General features: G+C 73.2%; 19 protein-coding genes. 13 read left to right on the top strand and 6 right to left on the bottom strand.

Annotated elements, in window-relative coordinates:
- Positions 1-188 precede the first annotated feature (188 nt).
- From HCN51_RS62155 to HCN51_RS05915, 6 genes are all read left to right on the top strand, one after another.
- Positions 189-1313 carry a histidine kinase gene (locus HCN51_RS62155; protein WP_168007626.1) on the top strand — a complete coding sequence of 375 codons (1125 nt, stop codon included), beginning with the start codon at positions 189-191 and terminating at the stop codon, positions 1311-1313.
- Between the two features lie 136 nt (positions 1314-1449).
- Positions 1450-4011 (top strand): class III lanthionine synthetase LanKC, encoded by a 2562-nt coding sequence (lanKC, locus tag HCN51_RS05935; RefSeq protein ID WP_168007624.1) that lies wholly within the window; start codon positions 1450-1452, stop codon positions 4009-4011.
- Positions 3983-4114: a SapB/AmfS family lanthipeptide gene (locus HCN51_RS05930; protein WP_103955008.1), complete on the top strand. Its 132-nt coding sequence runs from the start codon at positions 3983-3985 to the stop codon at positions 4112-4114. The genes lanKC and HCN51_RS05930 overlap by 29 nt, the downstream gene beginning before the upstream one ends.
- Positions 4115-4183: 69 nt before the next feature.
- Positions 4184-5872: an ABC transporter ATP-binding protein gene (locus HCN51_RS05925; RefSeq protein ID WP_168007622.1), complete on the top strand. Its 1689-nt coding sequence runs from the start codon at positions 4184-4186 to the stop codon at positions 5870-5872.
- A 25-nt stretch (positions 5873-5897) separates the two neighbouring features.
- Positions 5898-7649 (top strand): ATP-binding cassette domain-containing protein, encoded by a 1752-nt coding sequence (locus HCN51_RS05920; protein ID WP_168007620.1) that lies wholly within the window; start codon positions 5898-5900, stop codon positions 7647-7649.
- Positions 7646-9655, top strand: coding sequence for a prolyl oligopeptidase family serine peptidase (locus HCN51_RS05915; RefSeq protein WP_168007618.1), 2010 nt, complete (start codon positions 7646-7648; stop codon positions 9653-9655). Before HCN51_RS05920 ends, HCN51_RS05915 begins: the two co-directional genes overlap by 4 nt.
- Here the strand turns inward: HCN51_RS05915 and HCN51_RS05910 are convergent.
- Entirely contained in the window at positions 9641-10246 is a 606-nt protein-coding gene (locus tag HCN51_RS05910) for a response regulator transcription factor (protein ID WP_080046452.1), read from the bottom strand. The two genes, HCN51_RS05915 and HCN51_RS05910, sit on opposite strands and share 15 nt — an antisense overlap.
- 171 nt (positions 10247-10417) lie before the next feature.
- Between HCN51_RS05910 and HCN51_RS05905 the strand changes: the two genes are divergently transcribed.
- Positions 10418-10921, top strand: coding sequence for a carboxymuconolactone decarboxylase family protein (locus HCN51_RS05905; protein WP_168007616.1), 504 nt, complete (start codon positions 10418-10420; stop codon positions 10919-10921).
- Here the strand turns inward: HCN51_RS05905 and HCN51_RS05900 are convergent.
- Both HCN51_RS05900 and HCN51_RS05895 read right to left on the bottom strand, forming a co-directional pair.
- Positions 10908-11936 carry a zinc-dependent alcohol dehydrogenase family protein gene (locus HCN51_RS05900; protein ID WP_168007614.1) on the bottom strand — a complete coding sequence of 343 codons (1029 nt, stop codon included), beginning with the start codon at positions 11934-11936 and terminating at the stop codon, positions 10908-10910. The two genes, HCN51_RS05905 and HCN51_RS05900, sit on opposite strands and share 14 nt — an antisense overlap.
- A 1-nt stretch (position 11937) precedes the next feature.
- On the bottom strand, positions 11938-12768 hold the full coding sequence (locus tag HCN51_RS05895; RefSeq protein ID WP_168007612.1) for a helix-turn-helix transcriptional regulator: 831 nt from the start codon (positions 12766-12768) through the stop codon (positions 11938-11940).
- 103 nt (positions 12769-12871) lie between these two features.
- Between HCN51_RS05895 and HCN51_RS05890 the strand changes: the two genes are divergently transcribed.
- The 3 genes from HCN51_RS05890 (at position 12872) to HCN51_RS05880 (ending at position 16110) form a co-directional block, all read left to right on the top strand.
- The gene (locus HCN51_RS05890; protein ID WP_168007610.1) at positions 12872-13582 is read left to right on the top strand and encodes an SDR family oxidoreductase; all 711 of its coding nucleotides are present in this window, start codon (positions 12872-12874) and stop codon (positions 13580-13582) included.
- 36 nt (positions 13583-13618) lie between these two features.
- Positions 13619-15016, top strand: coding sequence for a glutamate-cysteine ligase family protein (locus HCN51_RS05885; RefSeq protein WP_168007608.1), 1398 nt, complete (start codon positions 13619-13621; stop codon positions 15014-15016).
- An 80-nt stretch (positions 15017-15096) separates the two neighbouring features.
- A complete protein-coding gene (locus HCN51_RS05880) occupies positions 15097-16110 on the top strand; it encodes a hypothetical protein (RefSeq protein WP_168007606.1) in 1014 nt (337 codons plus the stop codon).
- Here the strand turns inward: HCN51_RS05880 and HCN51_RS05875 are convergent.
- Positions 16100-16834 carry a PaaX family transcriptional regulator C-terminal domain-containing protein gene (locus HCN51_RS05875; RefSeq protein ID WP_080036661.1) on the bottom strand — a complete coding sequence of 245 codons (735 nt, stop codon included), beginning with the start codon at positions 16832-16834 and terminating at the stop codon, positions 16100-16102. The two genes, HCN51_RS05880 and HCN51_RS05875, sit on opposite strands and share 11 nt — an antisense overlap.
- A gap of 31 nt (positions 16835-16865) precedes the next feature.
- On the opposite strand from HCN51_RS05875, the gene HCN51_RS05870 reads away from it, so the two are divergent.
- On the top strand, positions 16866-18530 hold the full coding sequence (locus HCN51_RS05870) for an acyl-CoA dehydrogenase family protein (RefSeq protein ID WP_168007604.1): 1665 nt from the start codon (positions 16866-16868) through the stop codon (positions 18528-18530).
- Here the strand turns inward: HCN51_RS05870 and HCN51_RS05865 are convergent.
- Positions 18511-20808 carry a DUF4132 domain-containing protein gene (locus HCN51_RS05865; protein ID WP_168007602.1) on the bottom strand — a complete coding sequence of 766 codons (2298 nt, stop codon included), beginning with the start codon at positions 20806-20808 and terminating at the stop codon, positions 18511-18513. The two genes, HCN51_RS05870 and HCN51_RS05865, sit on opposite strands and share 20 nt — an antisense overlap.
- 157 nt (positions 20809-20965) lie before the next feature.
- Here HCN51_RS05865 and HCN51_RS05860 point away from each other — a divergent pair, with 157 nt between their 5' ends.
- On the top strand, positions 20966-21715 hold the full coding sequence (locus HCN51_RS05860; protein WP_168007600.1) for a crotonase/enoyl-CoA hydratase family protein: 750 nt from the start codon (positions 20966-20968) through the stop codon (positions 21713-21715).
- A 153-nt stretch (positions 21716-21868) separates the two neighbouring features.
- A complete protein-coding gene (gene ligD, locus HCN51_RS05855) occupies positions 21869-23071 on the top strand; it encodes a non-homologous end-joining DNA ligase (protein ID WP_168007598.1) in 1203 nt (400 codons plus the stop codon).
- An 18-nt stretch (positions 23072-23089) separates the two neighbouring features.
- Here ligD and HCN51_RS05850 read toward each other — a convergent pair whose 3' ends face one another.
- A complete protein-coding gene (locus tag HCN51_RS05850) occupies positions 23090-24505 on the bottom strand; it encodes an NAD(P)/FAD-dependent oxidoreductase (RefSeq protein WP_168008026.1) in 1416 nt (471 codons plus the stop codon).
- Positions 24506-24527: the final 22 nt, after the last annotated feature.

Below are 24527 nucleotides of genomic sequence, written 5' to 3'. Positions count from 1 at the left end.
TTTACACGGGCGACACGGATCGGGTCGATTAGAGGAACGTTGCAAAACGGTGGGGTGCTCTGGCGACGTGGCAGATCAGGCGGACCTGAACGCATACCGGGGGTGAGGTGGAAGACACACACCGTGGACTCGTGTCTCGGGCGCGTTCCAGACTCCACGAAAGCCGTGCCAAGCTCCACCAAAGCCGCGTGACCCTCCACGGCCGTCGGGCCAGGCTCAGGGATCTGCGTGCCCGGCTCAAGGGCCCCTCCTGGGTGGGCGGGCTCGGGCTGGCGGCGGGGATCGCCGGCCTCTGCGTGCCGGTCCTGACGGGCCTGGCGGCCTCAAAGGCGCTGGCCGGGGGCGCCGTCGCGCTGGTCGTCCTGCTGGGCCTGCACGTCGCGTTCATCACCGAGTCCCCGGTACGCCGTGCGGGCGCCTGGTGGATCGTGGCCGTGCAGGCGTGGCTGACGTACCTGCCGCTGACGATGTTCGGGGCGGCGTGGACCCCGGTCTGCGGCCTGCTGACGGGCGCGGTGCTGGTGATGGCGGCCCGGATCCGCTCCGTCGTGCTGGTGCTGCTGGCCCTGGCCTGCGGCCCGGTGGTGCTCGCGGCCCCCGACCGGACGATGATCGACCCGCTCTGGGCGCTGGCCGCCCCGCTGACCGGCCTGGCCGAGTACGCGGTGATCACGCTGACACAGCGGGCGAGACGGCTCGGCGAGGCGCGTACCGAGGTGATGCGCAGAGCGGTGGCCATGGAGCGCCGCCGCTTCACCCGCGACCTGCACGACCTGGTCGGCCACCGGCTGACGGTGCTGGTGCTGAAGGTGCAGCTCCTGGAGCGGCTGGTCGCCGAGGGCGACGAGAAGGCGCGGGTCGAGGTGAGCGAGACGCTGGAGCTGCTGCGCAACCTGTCGGCCGACGTGCGCGCGGTGGCGCACGGCCTGCGCAGCTCCTCGCTGGCGGCCGAGCTGGGCTCGGCCCGCTCGCTGCTGGAGTCGGCGCGGGTGCGCTGCCAGATCAGGGTGTCCTGCCGCGACCTGCCCGGCGACGTGGAGGAGGCGCTCACGCACGCCCTGCGCGAGGGCGTCACGAACGTGCTGCGCCACGCGGAGGCCCGCCAGTGCTCCGTGCATCTGTTGGAACGTGACCATATGGTCCGCCTGACGATCAGGAACGACGGTGTGCGCCCGCCGCGCCGCCCCGGCGACGCCGGCCAGGGCCTGCTGAACCTGGCCGACCGCGTCTCCGCGCTCGGCGGCTGGCTCGAAGCGACCTCGTCGAGGACCGGTCAATTCACGTTCAGCGTGTACGTCCCACGAAAGAAATAATCGCCTCCCGGTCAATGATGTGATTTTCACAAACGCCATTGAAATAGCCATGTATCGGTGCTGAAGAATGTGACTAGCCGGACGCCCCCCGGCGGCGGGAAGCTACTGGACACACCGCCCTGGAGGTCCCGGCCAGATGGACAAGTACGAGCTGTATTGCCTAGTCGACCCGTGCTTCTACGACAACCTCGAGCACAGCACGGCGACGGACGCCGACTTTCCCATTCTGCGCCGCCCGCTGCCCGCCGGCTGGTCCTCGGCCCGCACCGACACCTGGTGTTACTTCGCTCCGGACAGCGACACGCCGCTGCCGGCGCAGGGCTGGAAGATTCACGTGTCGGCCCGCGTGGAGGACGCGGAAAAGGCCATCGAAACGGTGTGGGACTACTGCATGCCGCGCGGCGTGGCGTTCAAGTTCCTGCGCGGGCTGCCGGTCCTGGTGATGGTGAACTCCAAGGCCGCCTCAAGGGCCTCCAGCGGCAAGCTCGTCACCATTTACCCGAGGGACGAGGCGCAGCTCGAACTCGTGCTGAAAGAGCTCGACGAGCTTTTGCGCGACGTGCGCGGCCCGTACATCCTGAGCGATCTGCGTTACAACGAGGGCCCGCTGTTCGTCAGGTACGGCGGTTTCGCCGAGCGGCACTGCCTGTCACCGACGGGCGAGCGCGTGCTGGCCTTGGAGGACGGCGACGGCCGGCTCGTGCCGGACGTGCGGGGCGCCACGTTCTCGGTGCCGCCGTGGACGACGCTGCCCGCGTTCCTGGAGCCGCAGCTCGCCGCCCGTAACGCCGTGACGACGACCGGGCTGCCGTACACGATCGAGAGCGTCCTGCACTTCTCCAACGGCGGCGGCGTCTACCTGGGCCGCGACAAGCGGACCGGCGAGCGCGTGGTGCTCAAGGAGGCCAGGCCGCACGCCGGGCTCGACGCGGCGGGCCGCGACGCGGTCGCCAGGATCGAGCACGAGCGCGACATCCTCGAACGCCTGTCCGGCCTGCCGGCCGCCCCCGCGCTGCGCGGCTACTTCACGCTCGGCGAGCACCACTTCCTCGTCCAGGAGTTCGTGGACGGCACGCCGCTGCAGCGCCGGCTCGTGCACCGCTACCCGCTCACCCGCGCCACCTGCACCGAGCGGGACCTGGCCGAGTACACCGAGTGGGCGGTGCGGACGCTGGAGGAGGTGACCCGCGCGGTCGGCTCGCTGCACGAGCGCGGGGTCGTCTTCGGCGACCTGCACCCCGACAACATCCTGCTGACCGACGAGGGCCGGGTGGCGCTGATCGACTACGAGGTGGCCACGCTCGCCGAGGACAAGGCGCGCGCCGCGCTCGCCCACCCCGCCTTCGCCGCCCCGGCCGACCGCCAGGGCGTGGACGTGGACCGGTACGCGCTGGCCTGCCTGCGCCTCGGCCTGTTCGCGCCCCAGTGCACGATCATGCTGCCGCTGCACCGCCCGAAGGTGGTGCACCTCGGGGAGATCGTCAAGGAGACGTTCCCGGTGCCGGCGAGCATGATGGACGGGGCCGTCGCGACCATCGCCGGCGGCGAGCGGGACACCGCCGCCGTCCCCATGCCGGGCGTGGCGAGCTGGCCCGAGCTGCGGAACGCCATGGCCACAGCGATCACGGCCGCGGCCACGCCCGGGCGCGACGACCGGCTCTTTCCCGGCGACGTCGCCCAGTTCCAGCCCGGCGGCGGGCTCAACCTCGCGCACGGAGCCGCCGGCGTGCTGTTCGCCCTGCACAGCGCCGGCCTCGGCCCCTACCCCGAGTACGAGAGCTGGCTGCGCGAGCGCGCCCGCCGCCCCGTCCAGGGCTCCGGGCTCGGCCTGTACGACGGGCTGCATGGCATCGCGTACGTGCTCGACCTGCTCGGACACCACGAGGACGCGCACGACCTCGTCGAGATCTGCCTGCGCGAGAAATGGGACCGGCTGGAATCGGCGCTCGTCTCCGGCCTGTCCGGCATCGGGCTGAACCTCCTCCACTTCGGGCACACGGACCTCGCCCTGCGCGCGGCGGACATCTGCGCCGGCCGGCTCGACACCCCCGTGCCCGAGATCAGCGGCGGCACCAACCCGCGCGCCGGGCTCATGCACGGCTCGTCCGGCCCCGCGCTGCTGTTCCTGCGCGCCTACGAGCACACCGGCGACCCGGCGCTGCTCGACCTCGCGGCCACCGCGCTGCGGCAGGACCTGCGGCGCTGCCGGCACTCGGAAGACGGCTCGCTCCAGGTCAACCAGGGGTGGCGGCTGCTGCCGTACCTCGACGAGGGGTCCGCGGGGATCGCCCTCGTGCTGGAGCGCTACCTGCGGCACCGGCACGACGAGGCGTTCGCGACGGCGCTGGCGCAGCTGCGGCTCGCCGGGCGCGCGGGCTTCTTCGTGCAGGCCGGGCTGTTCACCGGACGCGCCGGGATCATCGCGGCGGGCGCCGGGGACGTGCCCGAACTGGTGAAGGGGCTGCGCTGGCACGCGCTGCCGTACGCGGGGGGCCTGGCCTTCCCCGGCGACCAGCTCCTGCGCCTGTCCATGGATTTCGCGACCGGAACGGCCGGCGTGCTCTTCGCCCTCGCCTCGGCGCTGGGCGACGGACCCTGCCATCTGCCGTTCCTGGAGGCCGCACCCGAGCGGCCTCTCCCCGACGAGACCACGGAAGGAGGTGTACGACATGGTTCTTCTCGACCTGCAGGGTCTTGAGGCTCCCGCGGCCAGCGACGTGGCCAGCGGCGGCAGCACGCTGACCGTTCTCTCCTGCCACTCCGGCAAGCCCAGCAACCTCAGTGTCGCTCTGTGCCACTGATCTTGCGCATAAAGGTCCCCGCGCCGTTCACCACGGCGCGGGGACATTGACGGTGAAGGAGGCGTCACGTTGCGGGCAGGAGACCGGCTGGTGGCCGGCGCGGTACGGCGCAGCGGCCCATGGCCCGCCGTGCTGGCCGGGACCGCGGTCGTGGGAGCGGCCGGCGAGCTGGCCGTCCCGTACCTGATCGGCCGCACCGTGGACACCCTCGTGACGCGCGGGCCGGACGCCACCCACTGGCTCGCGCTCTGCGCCGCCGCGGTCGCCGCCGTGATGCTCTGCGAGAGCGTCGGCGTGTGGGCGCGCGGCGCCAGCGGCGCCCACGCCGCCGCGACCCTGCGTACCGGCGTGCTGCGGCACGTCCTCGGCACCGGCTCGGCGGCCATCCGCCGCTTCCCGGAAGGCGAGCTCGTCACCCGGGCCGGCCTGAACGCCGAGGAGGTCGGCCGGGCGCCCGAGACGGTGACCAGCGCGCTGGCCCTGCTCGTGCCCACGGCGGGCGCGCTGGTCGCGCTCACCCTCATCGCTCCCGTCCTGACGCTGACGCTCGGGGCGGGCATCGTCGTCATCCTCCTCGTCCTGCGTGCCTTCCTCCGCGCGACGACCACGATCTCGGGCGGTTACCAGGAGGTGCAGGGCGAGATCGCCGCCCGCCTCGTGGAGGCGCTGGGCGGCGCCCGCACGATCGCCGCCGCGGGCACGGCGGGCCGAGAGTCGCGCCGCGTGCTCGCGCCGCTGCCCCGGCTGCGCGCGCACGGGATGGGGTTGTGGCGGGCCAACGCCTCGGCCGCCGTCCGGTCCGGGCTCGTCGTGCCGCTGCTGGAGATCGCCGTGCTCGCCGCAGGCGGCTTCATGCTGGCGGCCGGCGACCTCACCGTCGGAGAGCTCTACTCCGCCGCGCGCTACGCCGTGCTCGGGGCCTCACTCAGCACGGCGCTGGGCCACATCGGCGGCCTGGCCAGGGCGCGCGCCGCCGCCGGGCGGGTGGCCGAGGTGTTCGACCTGCCACCCGTCCGGTACGGCTCCCGCCCGCTCCCGCCCGGGCCAGGGACGCTCCAGTTCCGCGACGTGGCCGTGAACGGGCTGACCGTCGGCGACCTGACCCTTCCCGGCGGGTCCGTGACGGCCGTGGTCGGGCGGTCCGGGTCCGGCAAGTCCCTGCTGGCGGCGCTGGCCGGGCGGCTGGCCGAGCCCGAACGCGGGACCGTGCTGCTCGACGGCGTCCCCCTGGGGGAGCTGCCGGAGGCGGAGCTGCGGCGGGCGATCGGCTATGCGTTCGAACGCCCGGCGCTGGTCGGCGAGACGATCGGCGACGCCATCGCCCCGGAGCCCGAGCCCCTTCCCGAGCTTCAGGAGCCGGGGCGACGGGTAGTGGAGGCGGCGCAGGCGGCGTGCGCGGACGTGTTCGTGCGGCGGCTGCCGCTCGGCTACGCCACCCCGCTCCGCGACGCGCCCATGTCGGGCGGCGAGCGGCAGCGCATCGGCCTGGCCAGGGCGTTCGCGCAGGGGGAGCGGCTGCTCGTGCTCGACGACGCCACCTCCAGCCTGGACACCGTGACCGAGCGCCAGGTCGGCCGGGCGCTCACCAGCGACCCTCTCGGCCGCACCCGGCTCGTCGCCGCCCACCGGCCGGCCACCGCCGCCCGTGCCGACCAAGTCGTCTGGCTCGACGGCGGCGTGGTGCGCGCCTGCGGCCCGCACCACGTCCTGTGGCGGGACCCGGCCTACCGGGCGGTCTTCCAGGGGGCCGAGCCATGAACCCGCAGGACTTGGGAGCGGCGTCATGAACCCGCAGGACACAGGGGGCCGCGTCGTGCACCCGCTCGCCCGCGCGTTGCGGCGGGAGCCGCGGCAGCTCGTCCGGCTCGGGCTCTGGTCGGTGGTCGAGGCGGCGCCCGCGTTCCTCATCGGGCAGGCCGTCGCCCGCGCCATCGAGGACGGGTTCGCCGCCGCCGCCCCGATGATCGGCCTGGCCTGGCTGGCCGCGCTCGGGGTCGCGTGGCTGGCGGGAGCGGTGGCCGCGCGGCAGGTGGTGCTGGCCGTCGCCGCCGTGGCGGAGCCGTTCCGGGACGACCTCCTGACGCGGGTGGTGGAGGGCGCGCTCAGGACCGGCACGGGCCGGGACAGCGCCGCCGTGGCCAGGGCCGGGCTCCAGGTGGAGCTGGCCAGGGACGCGTTCGCGGCCGTGGTCACGACCGTGCGGGGGTTCGTGTTCACGGTGGTCAGCGTGGTGCTGGGGCTGCTGACGCTGGCGCCCGAGACGCTGCTGCTGGTCATGCCGCCCTTCCTGGCGGGGCTCTGCCTGTTCCTGGCCTCGCTGCCCGCGCTGGCCCGGCGGCAGCGCGCGTACCTCGTGGCCGACGAGCGGCTGGCCGAGGCCATGACCGAGATGGCGGGCGGGCTGCGCGACATCGAGGCGTGCGGCCTGCGGGACAGCGTGGCGGCGCGGCTCGAACGCCGGGTCGGCGCGCAGGCCGCTGCCGCGCGCGGGCTCGCCCGGGTGAGCGCCGTCCGCACCGCGGCCCTGGCCGCCGGCGGCTGGCTGCCCGTCGTGCTCGTGCTGGCGGGAACGCCGTGGCTGATGGTGCGCGGCGTGGGCGCCGGGGTGATCGTGGGCACCCTCGCGTACGTCACCCAGTCCCTCGCGCCCGCGCTCGGCGGGCTCGTGCAGGGGCTCGGCGTCAGCGGGGTGCGGCTGGCCGTCTCGCTCGGACGCATCCTCGCCATGGCCCCGCCCCCTGCCCCCGCCCCGCCGCTGATCCGCCCCGCCACCACGGAGATCCGGCTGGACGCGGTCACCTTCGCCTACGGCCCGCACTCCGCGCCCGTCGTGGCCGGCCTCGACCTGGACGTCCCCGAGGGCGACCACCTGGCGATCGTGGGGCCCAGCGGGGCGGGCAAGTCCACGCTCGCGTCCCTGATCAGCGGCCTGCTGCGGCCCGGCAAGGGCGAGGTGCTGGTCGGCGGGGTGCCCGCCGACCGGCTCGACCCCGCCGTCCGCGTGCTGATCCCCCAGGAGGCGTACGTCTTCAGGGGCACGCTCAGGGAGAACCTGCTGTACCACACACCATCGGACACGGGGCCGGCGGAAACGGGGCCGACGGACGCCGCGCTGCCGGACGCCGCGCTGACGGACGCCGCGCTGGCAGGGGCCGTCGCGGCCGTCGGGGCGGACCGGCTGGTGGACGAGCTGGGCGGCTACGACGCGCCCGTCGAGCCCGGCGCGCTCTCGGCCGGTCAGCGCCAGCTCATCGCCCTGGCCCGCGCCTACCTCGCCCCCGCCGCCGTCGTCATCCTCGACGAGGCCACCTGCCACCTCGATCCCGCAGCGGAGGCCGTGGCCGAGGCCGCGTTCGCGCGCCGGGGCGGCACGCTGATCGTGATCGCCCACCGCCTGACCTCCGCGCTGCGCGCCCGCCGCATCCTCCTCATGGACGGCACCCGGATCACGCTCGGCACCCACGAGGAGCTGGTCCGGACCTCCCCCTTGTACGCCGACCTGGCCGGCCACTGGCACCCGGAGCCCGTGTCATGAAATTTCCAGACAACTACCCGCCTGCCGAACGCCTTCCCCTCACCGACCGCCGCCACGGCCACGAGATCGACGACCCGTACCGCTGGCTGGAGGACCCGGTCGACCCCCGCACCCGCGCCTGGCTCGCGGCCCAGGACCGGCTCTGGCAGGACGCCGCCGCCCGCCTGCCCCGCCGCGAGCGCTTCCTGGAGCGGCTGACCGAGGCCAGGGAGACGGGCCTGGTGACCCCGCCGGTGTGGCGCGGCGGCCGGCGCTTCCACCTGCGCCAGGCGCCCGACCAGGAGCACCCGGTGCTCTGCTGCGACGACCGCGTGGTGCTGGACCCGATGGAGCTGGACCCGTCCGGGCTGACGACCCTGGACGACTGGCAGCCGGACCTGGAGGGGCGCCGGCTGGCGTACCAGACCTCGCGCAGCGGCGACGAGAAGGCGTGCCTGTACGTGCGGGACCTGGACACGGGCGCGGTCGTGGACGGCCCCATCGGCGGCTGCCGCTACTCGGCGGTCGCCTGGCTGCCGGGCGGTGAGGCATTCTACTACGTCCGTTTCCAGCAGGGCGTCTTCCTGCACAGGATCGGCTCGGCCGAGGCCGACGTGCCCATGTTCACCAGGGGCGCGATCTCGTACGGCGTGCAGATCAGCCCGGACGGCAGGTGGCTGACGATCTCGGCGGGCACCGCGTCGGGCAACGGGCTCTGGCTGGCCGACCTGGCCGGTGAAGACCCGGCGCCGCGTCCCGTACAGGACGGCTCGCACGCCCGCACGGCCGGCGCGGTGGCCCGCGACGGCCGCCTGTACCTGCTCACCGACCGGGACGCCCCGCGCCGCAGGCTCTGCGTGGCCGATCCGGAGGCGCCCGCGGCCTGGCGGGAGCTGATCCCGGAGGACGGGGAGGCGGTGCTGGGGGCGTTCACGCTGCTGGACGGGGACCGGCTGCTGGTGTCGAGGACGCGGCACGCGGTCGGCGAGATCGCCGTGCACGACGCCCGCACGGGGGAGCGGATCGGCATGGTGCCGGTGCCCGGCAACGGCTCGATCGCCTCGCTCACCTCGCGCCCCGAGGGCGGCCCCGAGGCGTGGTTCGCCTACACCGACGCGGTCACGCCGGCCGAGATCTGGCGCTACGACGCGCGTACGGACGCCACCACGCGCTGGTCCGCCGCGCCCGGCCGGGGCACGCCGCCGGAGGTGCGCAGCCACCACGTCGAGTACGCCTCCGCAGACGGCACCGTCATCCGCATGATCGTCGTCGCCCGCCCTTCGGCGGGCGGCCCGCGCCCGGCGATCCTCAGCGGGTACGGCGGCTTCGGCATCCCCCTCATGCCCGGCTACGCCGCCGACTCCCTGGCCTGGGTGGAGGCGGGCGGCGTGCTGGCCATCGCGAACCTGCGCGGCGGCGGCGAGGAGGGCGAGGGCTGGCACCGCGACGGCATGCGGGAGCGCAAGCAGAACGTGTTCGACGACTTCGTGGCGGCGGCGGAGAAGCTGATCGCCGACGGCTGGACGACTCCGGAGCAGCTCGGCATCTGGGGCGAGTCGAACGGCGGCCTGCTCGTCGGCGCCGCGCTCACCCAGCGGCCGGACCTGTTCGCCGCCGCGGTGTGCTCGGCCGGGCTGCTCGACATGGCCCGCTACCACCTCAGCGGCCTCGGCCCGTCCTGGACCGGCGAGTACGGCGACCCGGACGACCCCGAGCAGCTCGGCTGGCTGCTCGCCTACTCGCCCTACCACCACGTGCGCAAGGGCGTCGACTACCCGGCGACGCTGTTCACGGTCGCGGCGGCCGACACGCGCGTCGACCCGATGCACGCCCGCAAGATGTGCGCGGCGCTGCAGTGGGCGAGCGGCGGCGACCGGCCGGTCCTGCTGCGCTACGAGTCGGATGTGGGGCACGGGGCGCGGGCGGTCAGCCGCTCGGTCGCGCTGGCCGCGGACGTGCTGGCCTTCCTGGCCGAGCACACCGGCCTGGACCTGCCCCCATCAGATCGCGCATCAGATCCAGCCTGACTCCCTGGCGATGCGGATGGCGTCGATCCTGCTGCGCGCCCCGAGCTTGGCCGTCGTCCTGGACAGGTAGTTGCGGACCGTTCCCTCGGCGAGGTAGAGCGAGGCCGCGATCTCCCCGACCGACGCCCCGTCGGCGGCGGCGCCGATCACGTCCAGCTCGCGGGGCGTCAGCGGCGCCTCCGCCGGCCGCATGGCCGCGATCGCCAATTCGGAGTCGATGACCCGCTCGCCCTCGGCGACCCTGCGGATGCCGTCGGCGAGCCGTCCGGGTGGCGCGTCCTTGGCCATGAATCCGCGGACGTGGACGTCGAGGGCCTTCTTCAGCAGCCCCGGCGTGCCGACGCCGGTGAGGATGAGCACGCCGCACTCGGGTAATTTCTCGTGCAGCTCCCCGGCTGCGGAGAGCCCGTCCTGCCCGGGTAACGCGATGTCGATCACGGCGACGTCGGGGCGGCAGGCGCGGGCGGCGGCCAGGATGCGGTCGCCGCGTTCGACCTCGGCCACGACCTCGATGTCCTCTTCATAGGCCAGCAGCGCCACGAGCGCCCCACGTACCAGGTGCATGTCCTCAGCGAGCAACGTTCGAATCACCATGCGTCCTTGCGGTCGACAGGCTTGCAACGTCTGCGGGCTCCTTAATCCTGCCGTATTGACCCAATCCTGAAAAGGACTTGTATTTGGTCGTCAATTGTTTACCGGGGAATGCCCGTACCCCGATGACGGCCTACCAAGCGTCCGGCCGATTGGGAGATGCTGGCGGACATGAAACCCCGCGTGCGGCCCCTTCCGCCCGAACACTGGGACGAGTTCACGAAGGCCCATCCGTACAACGTGTTCGCCACGCTGGCCCGCCACCCCGCCCTCTACCGGGGCTGGCGGGACTTCCACGGCGCGCTGCAGGACGGCACGCTGCCCGCCAGGGACCGGGAGCTGGCCATCCTGCGCACCGCCCACCACTGCGACAGCGCCTACGAGTGGGCCAGGCACGCCCGCCTCGCCCTCGACGCGGGCCTGACCCCGCAGGAGGTGGAGCTGGTGCGCCGGCCGGACGCCCTGTGGTCCGTCGAGGACCAGCTCGTGCTCCAGGTGGCCGACGACCTCTACTACGCAGGCGACCTGACCGACGCCACCTGGGCGGCCCTGTGCGACCGCTACGACGAGGCGGGCCGGATCGAGCTGGTCATGCTCGTGGCCCACCACGGCATGCTGGCCCTGGTGCTGAGGACGTTCAGGGTGCGGCCGGAGCCGCCGATCACCGAGGAGTGATCATCGTGACGCCCGGCACCGAGCCGATCGAGGCCAGTGCCTTGCCGGCGTCGGCCAGCCCGATCGTGCGGGTGACGAGCTGATCGGGATGCAGGATCCCGGCCCTGATCATCTCCAGCATGGGCGGGTAGGCGTGCGCGGCCATGCCGTGGCTGCCCAGCAGCCGCAGCTCGTGGGCGATCACGCGGCCCATCGGCACCGGCGTCGCCCCGCCCGGCAGCAGGCCGACCTGCACGTGCCGGCCCCTGCGGCGCAGGCTCTCGACGGAGGCGGCGCACGTGGCGGGGCTGCCCAGCGCGTCGATCGACACGTGCGCGCCGCCCCTGGTCAGCTCCCTGACCTGGGCCGCCGCGTCACCATCGGAGCCGTTGACGAAGTGCGTGGCCCCGGCCAGCTCCGCCAGGTGCAGCGCGTCGCCGCTGATGTCGACGGCCACCACGCGGGCGCCCGCCGCCGTCGCGATCATCACGGCCGACAGGCCGACGCCGCCGCAGCCGTGCACGGCCACCCATTCGCCCGGGCGTACCTCACCGACCTGCACGACGGCGCGGAACGCGGTCGCGAACCGGCAGCCGAGACCGGCCGCCGTGGCGTAGGCCATGTCCTCGGGCACGGCGATCAGGTTGACGTCGGCGTGGTCGATGGCGACGTACTCGGCGAACGAGCCCCAGTGCGTGAAGCCCGGCTGCGTCTGCCGCTCGCAGACCTGCTGCTCGCCCGTGGCGCAGGCGGCACACGAGCCGCACGCGCAGATGAACGGCACGGTCACCCTCGCCCCCGGCAGCCAGCCGCGCACGTCGGAGCCCACCGCCTCGACCACGCCCGCCAGCTCGTGCCCCGGCACGTGAGGCAGCACCCTGATGTCGGGGTCGTGGCCCTGCCAGCCGTGCCAGTCGGAGCGGCACAACCCGGTCGCCTCGACTCGGATCACCGCACCGTGCGGGGCAGGGGAAGGATCGGGCAGCTCGCGCACGTCGAGCTCCCCACCGAAGATGTCAAAGGCAACCGCTCGCATCTCATGAGCTTAGGGTGTGCTGCCGCAGCTCGCGCAAGGCCCGGTGCGACGGCGAGCCGGGCTCTGTGGTGTAGAGCACCAGGCGCAGGTCGTCGCGGTCGGGCACCGGCATGACCTGGCAGATCGTGTCGATCGTGCCCACCACCGGATGGTGGATGCGCTTGCGCTGCTCCCTGCGTACCTGGACCTCGTGCCTGCCCCACAGCTCGGCGAACTCGGGGCTGAGCGCGAGCAGTTCGGCCACCAGCGCCTGGATCCGCCGGTCGCCGGGGTAGCGGCCGGCGGCGGCACGCAGGTCGGCGACCGAGGCGCGGGCGAAGGCGCCCTTCTCCTCGTCGTCGAAGTGCAGGCTGATGTCGGGCGACATGAAGATCCAGCGCAGGACGTTGCGCTGGTCGGGCGCCAGGCAGTCGAGGTTGCCCATGATGGTGGTCGCCATGGGGTTCCAGGCCCGCAGGTCGTAGCGGGCGTCGAGCACGTAGGCGGGCACCTCGTCCAGGAACGCGATCAGGTGCAGCATGCTCTGCGGCACGTCCTCCCTGATCCGCGGCGGGTCCATGGGCTGGCCGGCCAGGTGGAACAGGTGGGCGCGCTCGTCCTGGCCGAGCATGAGGGCCCTGGCCACCGCGTTCAGCACCTGCCTGGACGGGTGCGGGCCGCGGCCCTGCTCCAGCCGGATGTAGTAGTCGATCGACATGCCCGCGAGCTGCGCGACCTCCTGCCGGCGCAGGCCCGGCGTGCGGCGGGTGCCCCCGGCGGGCAGGCCCACGTCGGCGGGGGTGACCCGGGCGCGCCTGACCCGGAGGAATTCGGCGAGTTCGTCGCGGTTCATGCGTCCATCCTGGGCCCTGGACGTGCCCCCGTGGGTGGTACCGCTGATCCCAGCCTCTCCAGGTCTCTCCCGCCGCCCCGCTGACCAGCGCGAACGTGGAGGCATGACGAACATCGCACTCATCACGGGCGCCAACAAGGGCATCGGCTACGAGATCGCCCGGCTGCTGGCCGGGCAGGGCGTCACCACGATCGTGGGGGCGCGCGACGAGGAGCGCGGGCGGGCCGCCGCCGAGCGGCTCGGGCAGCCGTACGTGCGGCTCGACGTGACCGACGAGGAGAGCGTGGCCGCCGCCGCGAAGTGGATCGACGGCGAGTACGGCCGGCTCGACATCCTCGTCAACAACGCCGGCATCGCCGGCGACACCGCCGCCCACCTGCCCACCGCCGCCACGGCCGGGCAGCTGCGGGAGGTCTACGAGACGAACGTGTTCGGCGTCGTGACCGTGACGAACGCCATGCTGCCGCTGCTGCGCCGCTCGCCGGCCGGGCGGATCGTGAACATGTCGAGCGAGCTCGGCTCGCTGGCCATGGCGGCGGACCCGGACAGCCCGTTCGCCGACGTCAACCTCCTGGCCTACAACTCCTCCAAGTCCGCGCTCAACATGGTCACCGTCTCCTACGCCAAGGAGCTGAAGGACACCCCGATCAAGGTGAACGCCGCCAACCCCGGCTACTGCGCCACCGACCTCAACCAGCACCAGGGGTTCCGCACGGCCGAGCAGGGCGCCGCCATCGCCGTGCGGCTGGCGACGCTGGACGAGAGCGGCCCTTCTGGAGCGTTCCTGGAGGATGCGGGACCGGTTCGCTGGTGAAGGTGTCAAGGCTTACTTTTGGGACAGATTGGGGTGATGGGAAGAGATCTGGATAAGGAGCGATTTACCGAAGCGGAGTACACCCGCTTCGGGGAGCGCATCCGGGAGCAGCTCGGAGTGCTCCGCGAGCTGCTCGACACCCCCGGCTTCGGGCAGGGCCCGGTCACGATCGGGGCCGAGCTGGAGCTGTTCCTGATCGACGAAGAGGGCCGCCCCCTGCCGCGCAACGACCGCGTACGGGACGCCCTCGACGACGACCGCGTGGTGCTGGAGCTGGGCCGCTACAACATCGAGGCGAACCTCACCCCGCTGCCCCTCGCGGGCCGGCCCTTCGAGGCGCTGAGCGCCGAGGTGCAGGAGATGATCACCAAGGTGGACGGGGCGGTGGAGGGCGGGGGAGCGTTGCCGATCGGCATCCTGCCCACGCTCGACACCGAGGACTTCACACTCGGCGCGATGAGCGACCAGAACCGGTACCGGGCCATGAGCAGGGGCCTCAGGAGGCTGCGGCTGGAGCCGTTTCTCGTCAAGATCGACGATCTGGAGCTGTCGGTCGAGGACGTCATCCTGGAGAGCGCCAACACCTCCTGGCAGGTGCACATCCGCACCCCGCCCGAGCGCTTCGCCCGGCTGTTCAACGCCGCCCAGCTCGCCATCGGGCCGGTGCTCGCGGTGTGCGGCAACTCGCCGTTCTTCCTCGGGCGCGAGCTGTGGGAGGAGACCCGCATCGCGCTCATGGAGGAGGCCGCCGACGACCGTGACGTGCAGCGGCCCGAGCGCAGGGACGGGCGCGTCACGTTCGGCTCCGACTGGGTGCACGAGGGCGCGCACGAGCTGTTCGAGCGGTACGTGCAGGACTACGACCCGATCGTGCCCGACCTCACCGAGGACGCCGAGCGGCACGAGGTGCCGGAGCTGCGGCTGCACCAGGGCACGATCTGGCAGTGGAACCGCCCCGTCTACGACCCGGTCGACGGCGGCCACCTGCGCATCGAGCTGCGCGCACTGCCCGCCGGGCCCTCCTGCGCCGACATGGCCGCCAACACGGCCTTCCTGCTCGGGCTGACGCTGGCGCAGGCCGAGCGGGACCTGACCGGCTACCGCTTCGCGACGGCGTACCAGAACTTCTACCACGCGGCCATGCACGGCCTGGACGCCAAGCTCTCCTGGCCCGGCATGGACGGCGAGCACGACGCCGCCGAGCTGGTGCTCTACCTGCTGCCCGAAGCCAGGAAGGGGCTGCTCCAGGCAGGGGTGGCGCCGAACGACGCCGACCGCGCGCTCGACGTCATCGCCCAGCGGGCCCGGCTGCGCCGCACCGGCGCGCTCTGGCAGCGCGAGACCCTGGCCCGCCTCGGCGGCGACCGGCGCGCGCTCGTCCGGCGCTACCGCGAACTGGCGCTTTCCGGGACACCCGTGCACTTGTGGAAGTGATCGCCAACATTGCGCATCTCCTCTCCGTCAAACTGGTCAAGAGACGGAAAAGCAGAGGCGGGGATATGGCGGGTACGGGGATGGTTCCTACCGACAAGGCGGCGTACGCCCTCAGCCGGGAGACGGGCGACCTGGCCGAGGGCGCGGCCAAGCTGGCGAGCGAGATCGGCAGCACCTCCGTCGAGGCGGTGCTGGCGCAGGCCAACAGGACCGGGCAGAAGAAGGGCGCCGCCGCGGCGATGGGCTCCATGCGGCCCAGGCCCACCGAGTGGTACGCCTTCGACGACAAGGACCAGGACACCGCCGACTGGTACCCCCAAGGGCTGACCGGCAGCGACGACTCCGGCACCATCGGCATCCCCGCGTTTATGGTGAGCTGGTACTTCAAGCCCGAGGCGGGCGAGCGCGGCATCCGCGTCTCCTTCCTCAGCCCCAGGTCGCTGAAGTACCAGCACGCGCTGCTGGTGCAGGCCAAGCCCGACGGGTCGTACGGGCCGATCAACATCCACGCCGGCGGCATCGCCTGCTACGGCGACCTGCTCTACGTCGCCGACACCAAGCGCGGCCTGCGCGTCTTCGACCTCAACAACGTGCTCGACCTGCGCACCGTCCAGAACGACCTCGGCGACGGCCACCGTGTCGGCCGCAACGGCGGCAAGCTGCACGCCTTCGGCTACCGCTACATCACCCCGCAGACCGACTTCTGGAAGGTGGCCCGGACCGGGCCGCTGTTCTCGTTCGTCTCGATCGACCGCAGCGGCGACACGCCGATGCTCATCACCGGCCAGTACCAGGAGCACACCCCCGACGGCTGGGTGGGGCGCTGGCCGCTCGACCTGGAGGGCGGGGAGCCCGCCGAGGCGTTCGTCATGGGGCACCCGAAGATCCAGGGCGCGATGTCGTACCGGGGCAAGTGGTACCTGAGCCAGGCGGCCGGCTCCACCGCCAACGGCAAGCTGCTGGTGTACTCGGGGCAGGAACTGCAGACCCGGCCGTTCCCGATCGGCCCCGAGGACCTGACCGTGCAGGCCGGCAAGCTGTGGAGCGTCAGCGAGTTCAGGAACAAGCGGACCGTCTTCGGCGTCAGCCTTTGAGGTGCTCCTGCAGCACCTCGCGGTAGCGGCGGTCGAAGGCGTCGTAGCGGGCCCGCAGCTCGGCGCCCGGCCAGTCGTCCGGCAGCAGCTCGGCGGGCAGCAGCGGGTCGGCCAGCAGGTGGCGCAGCACGGCCGCCGAGACGAGGAAGCCCTCGGCCAGCCCGTCCGCCCGGTCAAGAGCGCCGTCGAGAGCGCGTTCGAGGCGGCGGGCCTCGGCCGCCCAGCCGTCCAGGTCCCACAGCAGGGGAGTGGGGTCGGCGTGCGGGCGGCCGTCGATCAGCGTGCACTGCGCGGTGACGATCTCCGGCCAGGCCCGCACCAGGTTCGCCGGGCGCAGCCAGGTGCCCTCGCGCAGCTCGGCCAGGCGCAGCGCGGTCATCGCGTGCCGCAGCGCGGCCCGGTCCGCGGGCGCGCGCCGCTCGGCGGTCACCACCGCCACCTCCCACGTGCCGTCCCACGGGCGGGTGTGCGGGTCGCGGCTCTCGTCCTGCCTGGCCTGGCGCTCGACCAGCCGCTGCGACAGCGTGTAGTGCCCGCCCGCCTGCGACAGGTCGCCGGCTGCCACCATGCGCGACAGCGCCACCCTGACCGTGCCCTCCGCGATGCCGAACAACGCGCCGATGCGCACCAGGTGGCGGGCGGGCAGCCGGGGCGGATGGCTGCCCAGCAGCGCGCTCAGCACGGCCGACCGGGCGCTCAACGTCTTGCTGTTACGCTCTTCCATCGCGTGTTGAGTATATGTAACACTCGCCGGTATGGGCCGGTACCTCATCGAACCGTTCGACCGCAGCGACCGCTACGCCACCGAGCAGTACCAAGGCGCCACCGGGCGCAACTGGTGGCGCTGCGACCCCACGCTCCGCCTCCTCATGCGGCGGCACCTCGGCGACGGCTACGCCTGGGCCGAGCCGCACCTCGACCGGCTCGGCGCGCTCATGGGCGGCCTCGTCGCCGCATGCGCCGAGGAGACCGACCGCAACCCGCCACGGCTGGAGAAGTACGACAAGTGGGGCAGGGACGTCAGCCAGGTCGTCATGCCGCCCTCCTTCCACACCGCCCGCCAGGCGCTGATGGCCGACAACTTCACCTCCCCGGCCTTCGCCGAACAGGCCCGCGCGAACGGGGCCGACCCGGCCGCCCTGGGCGCCGCGTGGACGTACCTGCTCGACCAGGCCGACATCGGGATGGGCTGCGCACTCGGCACCGGCGGGGACATGGTGGTCTCCCTCGCCGAGAAGCACGCGCCACCGGACGTCCGCGACCGCGTACGGGAGATCTTCGCCAACGGCTTCTACTCCGGCGAAGCCGCTCAGATGTTCACCGAACGCACGGGCGGCTCCGACCTCGCCGCGCTGGAGACCGAGGCCGTGCCCGCCGGCGACGCGTGGCTGCTGACCGGCTTCAAATGGTTCGCCTCCAACGCGAACGGCTCCGCCTTCGTCGTGCTGGCCCGGCTGCCCGGCGGGGCCGTGGCGCCGTTCCTCGTGCTGTGGGAGCGGCGCGACGGCAGCCGCAACGGCATCCGCATCCGCCGGCTCAAGGACAAGCTCGGCACCAGGTCCGTCGCCTCCGCCGAGGTCGAGCTGGCCGGCGCCGAGGCGTTCCTGCTGGCCGGCGAGGGCTCGGGCTCCGGGCTCGGCACCATGATGAAGCTCACCAACGCCTCCCGGCTCGGCGTCGCCATGATGGGCGCCGGCATCGCCCGGCGCTCGCTCGTCGAGGCGCTCTGCTACGCCCGTGCCCGCGAGGCGTTCGGCCGGCCACTCATCGAGCAGCCGCTCATGCGCCGCAAGCTCAGCGAGCTGATCGTCGAGGTCGAGGCCGCGCAGGCCATGGTCTTCGACGGGCACGTCGGCCCTCGCCTCCGCCTGGCCCCCGCCCTCATCAAGCTGCGCACCGCCCGCCTCGGCGTCACCGCCGCCACCGACGCCGTCGAGGTGCACGGCGGCAACGGCTACATCGAGCAGTGGCCCGTCGCCCGCCTCCTGCGCGACGCCCAGGTCAACCCCATCTGGGAGGGCGGCGACAACATCCTCTGCCTCGACGTCCGCCGCGCCATGCTCAAGGAACGCGCCCACCTGCCCTTCCTCGACCACGTCCGCGCCCTGGCCACCTCCGACCTCGTGCAGACCCGCATCGACGACCTCACCAAGGCCATCGAGGCCTGGTCGGCCCTCGACCCCGCGACGGCCGAGGCCCGCCTCTACCCGCTCGCCCAGTTCATGGCCGACGTCTACGCCGCCGCCCTCCTGGAGGACCAGGCCACGTGGGGTCTCGACGACACCCGCAAGTCTTTGGTGGCCCGCCTGTACGCCGAAGCCCACCTGGCGGACCAGGGCCCCCTCCGCGGCCTCGACCGCCCCGCCACCGACCCGTTCGACGAACTGCTCGCCGGAGCCTTCAGCGAAGCTGCCGGGTGATCGACGCGTCCGTGATCGCGGTGTCGGCGGCCAGCAGGAACGCCTTCGACAGGATGATCGACAGCATGCCGCCGTCCTCCTCGAACGGCAGGAACACCTGGTCGCCGTCGCCGGACGGGACGATGCACAGGTAGGCGTCGTTGGGCTCCATGAGGATGTTGCCGGAGCCCAGGTGGATCTTGTACGTCCGCAGGTCGCCCTTGACGTGCAGGAACCGGCCGGTCAGCGTGCAGCGGGCGGCGATGGACAGGCGGGGCAGCAGCCGGGCCAGCGCGTCGCGGCGCATCTCGGCCGACTCGCTCAGCTCGCCGAAGCCGTACGACTCCCAGTACTCGCCGTGCCCGTCGGGGTCGAGCCCCGTGGAGGTGACGCCGACGGCCAGGTCGGCGTCGCGCATCACCTCCGAGAACGTCAGCGGCGGCACCTCGGCCAGCGGCACCGTGCGCTCCTCGGCCGTGAAGCGCAGGTCGCCGGTGACGCAGATCGAGGCGGTGCCGCCGGCGTCGCGGTCGAAGGAGTGCTCGTCGAGGTGGAAGTCCCAGTGCGCGGTCAGGCCGCCGGGCAGCTCCTTGGTGGCCGTCGCCTGGCCCGAGCCGTAGACCCAGCCCCAGTGGCCGAGCGACAGGTCGCGCCAGCCGCGCTCGGTCAGCAGCGCCTTGGCCTGGCCGTAGGGCAGCAGGTGGCGGGCGAAGCGGCGTGAGTGGTCGCGGGTGCGCTCCTCGGCCGGGGTGAGCAGGTAGACCTCGCGGAAGGCCTGCTTGAACGGCTGGCGCAGGTCGTTCGCGATGAGGTGGTCGCGCCAGCCGCGCACCTCCTGCACGGTGTGCGCGATGGGATGCCACAGCAGGACGGGCGTGTCGGGGAACGGCTGGATGCGCCGCCCCTCCGGGTCGGTCAGCTCCCAGCCGCCCTCGCTGCGGACGGGCAGCCCGGCGGGGCCCTGGAGGATCTCCCAGATGAGATTGCGGGCGATGGAGCCGGTCACCGGATGGTCGAGGAAGTGCTCGCAGACGTCCCGCCACCGCCAGATCCGCTCGGTGGCCAGCGCCCGCTCGACCCTGAACCTCTCGGCCGGCACGGCCTTCCTCAGCTCCTTGGCCGTGGACCTGAGCTCGGCCAGCAGCTCCCGGTCCGCCGTCTTGGGGATGGTCTTGCGGCCCTCGTAGGTGATCCGGCCGTCGAGCGAGAGGCACAGCCCCTGCTCGCTACGGGTGCCGTCGGGGCCGAGCCCGAACGTGGGCACCGTGCGGTCCAGCAGTTGCTCGGGGGAGAGCCCGGCCCGCTCGGCCACCTCGTTCAGCGTGCGCTCCACCGCGGCCAGGATCGTCTTCTTGCGCACCTTCGCCTGCACGCGGGCGAGCTGCGCCACCACGTCGAGGCCACCGCGCCTGGCCAGCACCCCGATGGCGGCGTTGGCCAGCAGCTCGCTGCGCGCGTTCGCGCCCGAGCCGCCGATGCCCGTGCCCGTCGTCACGGCCACGTCGCCGAGCAGCGGCGTCACCCACGGCCGGTCGATCAGCTCGCACGTCCACACCACGCCGCGTAACGCCGTGGCGGTGGGCTCCCGCAGGAAGACGGTCTCGGTGCCCGCGTACGGGGACCGGACCCGCGTCTCGCGGTGGGCGGCCAGCTCGCGCAGCACGCCGGGGATCATCTCCACCGCCTGCGCGGTCAGCAGCTCCCTGGCGTCCCACATCCACCGCGGGCCCGGTCTGGAGTCGCGGGCGGTGGCCCAGTGCCGCAGCAGCGGCAGCACCTCCGGGCGGCCGAGCCGCGCCGCGAACGCGCCGAGCAGCCGGGTCGTGAACGGGTCGTCGTCCCACAGCACGTTGCGGGCCGCCTCGGCCGGGTCGACCGCCTCCGGCTCGGCCAGCAGCGCCAGCACTTCGTCGCCGATGAGATCCCACACCGGCCCCCGGTACCGGCGCAACCAGACGTGATCGCGTTCCAGCACGCGCCGCCGCTCCGGATAGGGCAGCGCGGCGGTGGCCGCCAGCGGCAGCCGGTAGAGGCGCGGGTCGGACGCGTCGGCGGTGCCGAAAGCCAGCCGCCACAGGCCGGCGACCGCGCTCCTCGGCCACTCCGGCACGCTCTCGATCGCCTGGCCGAGCACCGCCTGCCGCCGTTCGTCGGCCGGGGCCTCGCACAGCCTGACCTGCGCCCACATCCCGAACACCGCATCGCACTCGCCGCTCAGCGGCGCACCGGCCGCGAAGGCCGCGTCGAGCCGCGCGAACTCCCGCTCGTCCGCCTCGCGGAGCCCGCCCCAAGCGTCCATCGGCCGTCCTCGTCCCGTCGTCGTGCCGGATGATCACGCCCATCTCTAGCAGCGCCGTCCGACAGAACCCGGGGCGCGCGCCTGGCCCGCGTCCCCGCATCGACGTACGCTCTGCACGTCCCCGAGGACACCCAGCATGTTCCCCGAGGAGGGTCGCATGACCGTACGCGTGGAGCGTCAGGGCCCGGTCGCCACCGTGGTGATCAGCAGGCCCGAGGCGCGCAACGCCGTCGATCGCAAGACCGCCGACGCGCTGACGGAGGCGTTCCGTGACTTCGACGGCTCCGACGCCGCCGTGGCCGTGCTGTGGGGCGAGGGCGGCACGTTCTGCGCCGGGGCCGACCTCAAGGCGCTCGACAACCACGTCGGCGAGGAGGGCGACGGGCCGATGGGGCCCACCCGGCTGCGGCTGACCAAGCCGGTCATCGCCGCCGTGTCCGGGCACGCCGTGGCCGGCGGGCTGGAGCTGGCGCTCTGGTGCGACCTGCGGGTGGCCGAGCAGGACGCGGTGTTCGGGGTGTTCTGCCGGCGGTGGGGGGTGCCGCTCATCGACGGCGGCACCGTACGGCTGCCGCGGCTCATCGGCGCCTCCCGGGCCATGGACATGATCCTCACGGGACGGCCCGTCGAGGCGCCGGAGGCGTACCAGTGGGGGCTGGCCAACCGGATCGTCCCCAGCGGCACCGCCAGGCGGCACGCGGAGTCGCTGGCCAGGGAGCTGGCGGGGTTTCCGCAGGCGTGCCTGCGCGGCGACCGGATGTCGGTGCTGGAGCAGGACGGGCTGGAGGAGGGGGAGGCGATGCGGAACGAGCTGCGGCACGGCCTCGTGTCACTGCCCGACGCGTCGGACGGCGCGGCCCGCTTCGCGGCGGGCGCGGGCCGCCACGGCTCCTTCACGGACCACTGACCACGCCCCTTCACGGATCACTGACCGCGGCCCCTTCACCGACCACTGACCGCGGCCCCTTGACCGGCCGATGACCAGGCGCCACGCCTCCTTCCCGGACCCCTGGTCGGCGGGTCCCGGGGGTTGTCGGTCGGCCCGCGTAGTGTGACCTTCATGCCTGACATCGAGGTCGCCGGGCGCGAGGTCCGGATCACCAGCCCCGACAAGGTCGTCTTCCCGGAGTCCGGGCACACCAAGCTCGACCTGGTCCGGTTCTACCAGGCCGTGGGCGAGGCGGCGCTGCGCGGCGTGCACGGGCGGCCGATGGTGCTCAAGCGGTTCGTGCACGGCATCGAGCAGGAGGCGTTCTTCCAGAAGCGGGCCCCCGCCAAGCGGCCCGACTGGATCGAGGTGGCCGAGCTGAAGTACCGGTCCGGGCTCAGCGCCGAAGAGGTGGTCTGCACTGATTTGGCGCAGCTCGTATGGGTGGTCAACCTCGGCTGCGTCGACCTCAACCCGCACCCGGTGCGCTCCGACGACCTGTCCAGGCCCGACGAGCTGCGCATCGACCTCGACCCGGTGCCCGGCGTGGAGTGGGCCGACGTGCTGCGCACGGCTCAGGTGGCCAGGGAGGTGCTGGCCGATCACGGGCTGGTCGCCTGGCCGAAGACGTCCGGCTCGCGCGGGTTCCACGTCTATGCCCGCATCGAGCGGCGCTGGCCGTTCGCGAAGGTGCGCAAGGCGGCCGAGACGGTGGCGCGCGAGGTGGAGCGGCGCGCCCCCGACCTCGCGACCAGCAGGTGGTGGAAGGAGGAGCGGCACGGCGTGTTCGTCGACTTCAACCAGAACGCCTACGACCGCACGGTGGCCTCCGCCTACTCGGTGCGCGCGGTCCCCGACGCCCGCGTCTCCACCCCGCTGACCTGGGACGAAGTGCCGGGCTGCCGCCCTGAGGCGTTCACCATCGACACGGTGCCCGCGCGGCTGGCCGAGCGCGGCGACCCGTGGCAGGACATGGACCTGCACCCGGGCTCCCTCGACGGCCTCCTGGAGCTCGCCGAGGAGCTCGGCCCGGCCCCCAAGCCCCCGAAGGGCAGCGGGCGCAGGCAGCAGACGATGCCGGTGATCGAGATCGCCAGGGCCGAGCACAAGGACGAGGCGATGGCGGGCCTCGACCGGTGGAAGGCCCGCCACCCGGAGGTCGCGGCCCGGCTGGAGCCCGCCGACGTGCTGGTCGACGGCATGCGGGGGCGCAGCAGCGTGTGGTACCGCATCCGCGTCAACCTGCAACACGTCCCGGAGGGGGAGCGGCCACCGCAGGAGCCCCTGGAGGTCGACTACGACCCCTGGGGCCGCGACCCCGGCTCAGCGTCCTGAGGTCAAGGCGTGCTCAGGTCAGCGGCCGGAGATGAGGTTCGCGAGGTGTGCGTACGCCGAGGTCGTGGCCAAGCGTTCGTTCTCGTTGCGGTCGGCGGCGCGGAACAGCGCGTAGATGAGCTGTACCCCCACCCACCGCAGTGGCTCCGGCTCCCACTGCCGCACCTGGCGCCCCACCCACGGCAGCCCCGTCAGCGGGGTGTCGCGGCGGAGGAGCAGGTCGCGTAGGGTGCGGCCGGCCAGGTTGGTGGTGGTGACGCCGCTGCCGACGTAGCCGCCGGCCCAGCCGAGACCGCTGGCGTGGTCGAGGTGGACGGTGGAGCACCAGTCGCGGGGCACGCCCAGCACTCCGCACCAGGCGTGCTGGACGCGGACGTCGGCGGCGGCGGGGAAGAGCGTGACGAGCATGCGCCACAGGAGGGCGACGGTCTGGGCCTGGGTGGCGCCGCGGCGGTCGGTGCGGGAGCCGAAGCGGTAGGGGACGCCGCGCCCGCCGATGGCGATGCGGTCGTCGGCGGTGCGCTGGGCGTAGACGTAGGCGTGGGCCTCGTCCTCCAGGAGTTCGTTGCCCTGCCAGCCGATGTGTTTCCACACGTCGGCGGGCAGCGGCTCGGTGATGATCATGGAGCTGTTCATGGGCAGCCATTGGCGGTGCTGGCCGGCGAGGCTGGCGGTGAAGCCTTCGGTGGCGCGGATGACGTACTCGGCGGAGACGATGCCGCGGGCGGTGACGGCGGCGGCGAGGCCCTGGTGGCGGGGCCGGATCTCGGTGACGGTGGTGTCCTCGTAGATGTCGACGCCGAGGCGTTCGACGGCGGCGGCGAGCCCGACGGCGAGCTTGGCGGGCTGGATGCGGGCGCAGTGGGGCGAGTACGACGCTTCGAGGGCCCCGGCGACCTGGACGCGTTCGCGCTGCTCGTCGCGGTCGAGCAGCCGTACGTCGTCCTCGCCGTAGCCCCAGGCGCGCAGGTCGGCGACGCCGGCGCGCAGGCGGCGGCGCTGGGCGGGGTTGGTGGCGACGTGGATGAGCCCGCCCTTGTGGACGTCGGCGTCGATGCCTTCGGCGCGGGTGACCTCGATGACCTCGTCCACGGAGCGGAACATGGCGTGTTGCAGGTCGATCATGGCCTGCCGCCCGCGTGCCTTGGCGTGCCGCTTTCGCGAGCCGGCGAACTCGGCCGACAGCCAGCCGCCGTTGCGCCCGGACGCGCCGAACCCGGCGAACTCCTTCTCCAGGATCGCGATCCGCAGGCCGGGGTCGGCCTGCTTCAGGTAGTACGCGGTCCACAGGCCGGTGTAGCCGCCGCCGACGATGGCGACGTCGTACGTGCGCGGCCCGGGCAGCGCGGGCCGCCGGGTGGGCAGGCCGATCTGCCGGTACCAGAAGGAGACCCCGCCGTTGGCGAAGTCCTCGGTCAGCGGGATGCCTCTCATCACCGGACACATCTTCTAATAA

It is taken from the genome of Nonomuraea composti (assembly GCF_012034275.1).
GTDB classification, from domain to species: domain Bacteria; phylum Actinomycetota; class Actinomycetes; order Streptosporangiales; family Streptosporangiaceae; genus Nonomuraea; species Nonomuraea composti.
The sequence above is the reverse complement of the archived record's forward strand: the minus strand, read 5'-3'. Positions and strand labels throughout refer to the sequence as shown.

Excerpts from the sequence above, each read along its gene's own strand:
- lanKC (WP_168007624.1), top strand. The coding sequence starts at position 1,450 with ATGGACAAGTACGAGCTGTATTGCCTAGTCGACCCGTGCTTCTACGAC.
- HCN51_RS05930 (WP_103955008.1), top strand. The coding sequence starts at position 3,983 with ATGGTTCTTCTCGACCTGCAGGGTCTTGAGGCTCCCGCGGCCAGCGAC.
- HCN51_RS05920 (WP_168007620.1), top strand. The coding sequence starts at position 5,898 with ATGAACCCGCAGGACACAGGGGGCCGCGTCGTGCACCCGCTCGCCCGC.
- HCN51_RS05915 (WP_168007618.1), top strand. The coding sequence starts at position 7,646 with ATGAAATTTCCAGACAACTACCCGCCTGCCGAACGCCTTCCCCTCACC.
- HCN51_RS05905 (WP_168007616.1), top strand. The coding sequence starts at position 10,418 with ATGAAACCCCGCGTGCGGCCCCTTCCGCCCGAACACTGGGACGAGTTC.
- HCN51_RS05900 (WP_168007614.1), bottom strand. The coding sequence starts at position 11,936 with ATGCGAGCGGTTGCCTTTGACATCTTCGGTGGGGAGCTCGACGTGCGC.
- HCN51_RS05895 (WP_168007612.1), bottom strand. The coding sequence starts at position 12,768 with ATGAACCGCGACGAACTCGCCGAATTCCTCCGGGTCAGGCGCGCCCGG.
- HCN51_RS05890 (WP_168007610.1), top strand. The coding sequence starts at position 12,872 with ATGACGAACATCGCACTCATCACGGGCGCCAACAAGGGCATCGGCTAC.
- HCN51_RS05885 (WP_168007608.1), top strand. The coding sequence starts at position 13,619 with ATGGGAAGAGATCTGGATAAGGAGCGATTTACCGAAGCGGAGTACACC.
- HCN51_RS05880 (WP_168007606.1), top strand. The coding sequence starts at position 15,097 with ATGGTTCCTACCGACAAGGCGGCGTACGCCCTCAGCCGGGAGACGGGC.
- HCN51_RS05875 (WP_080036661.1), bottom strand. The coding sequence starts at position 16,834 with ATGGAAGAGCGTAACAGCAAGACGTTGAGCGCCCGGTCGGCCGTGCTG.
- HCN51_RS05870 (WP_168007604.1), top strand. The coding sequence starts at position 16,866 with ATGGGCCGGTACCTCATCGAACCGTTCGACCGCAGCGACCGCTACGCC.
- HCN51_RS05865 (WP_168007602.1), bottom strand. The coding sequence starts at position 20,808 with ATGGACGCTTGGGGCGGGCTCCGCGAGGCGGACGAGCGGGAGTTCGCG.
- HCN51_RS05860 (WP_168007600.1), top strand. The coding sequence starts at position 20,966 with ATGACCGTACGCGTGGAGCGTCAGGGCCCGGTCGCCACCGTGGTGATC.
- ligD (WP_168007598.1), top strand. The coding sequence starts at position 21,869 with ATGCCTGACATCGAGGTCGCCGGGCGCGAGGTCCGGATCACCAGCCCC.
- HCN51_RS05850 (WP_168008026.1), bottom strand. The coding sequence starts at position 24,505 with ATGAGAGGCATCCCGCTGACCGAGGACTTCGCCAACGGCGGGGTCTCC.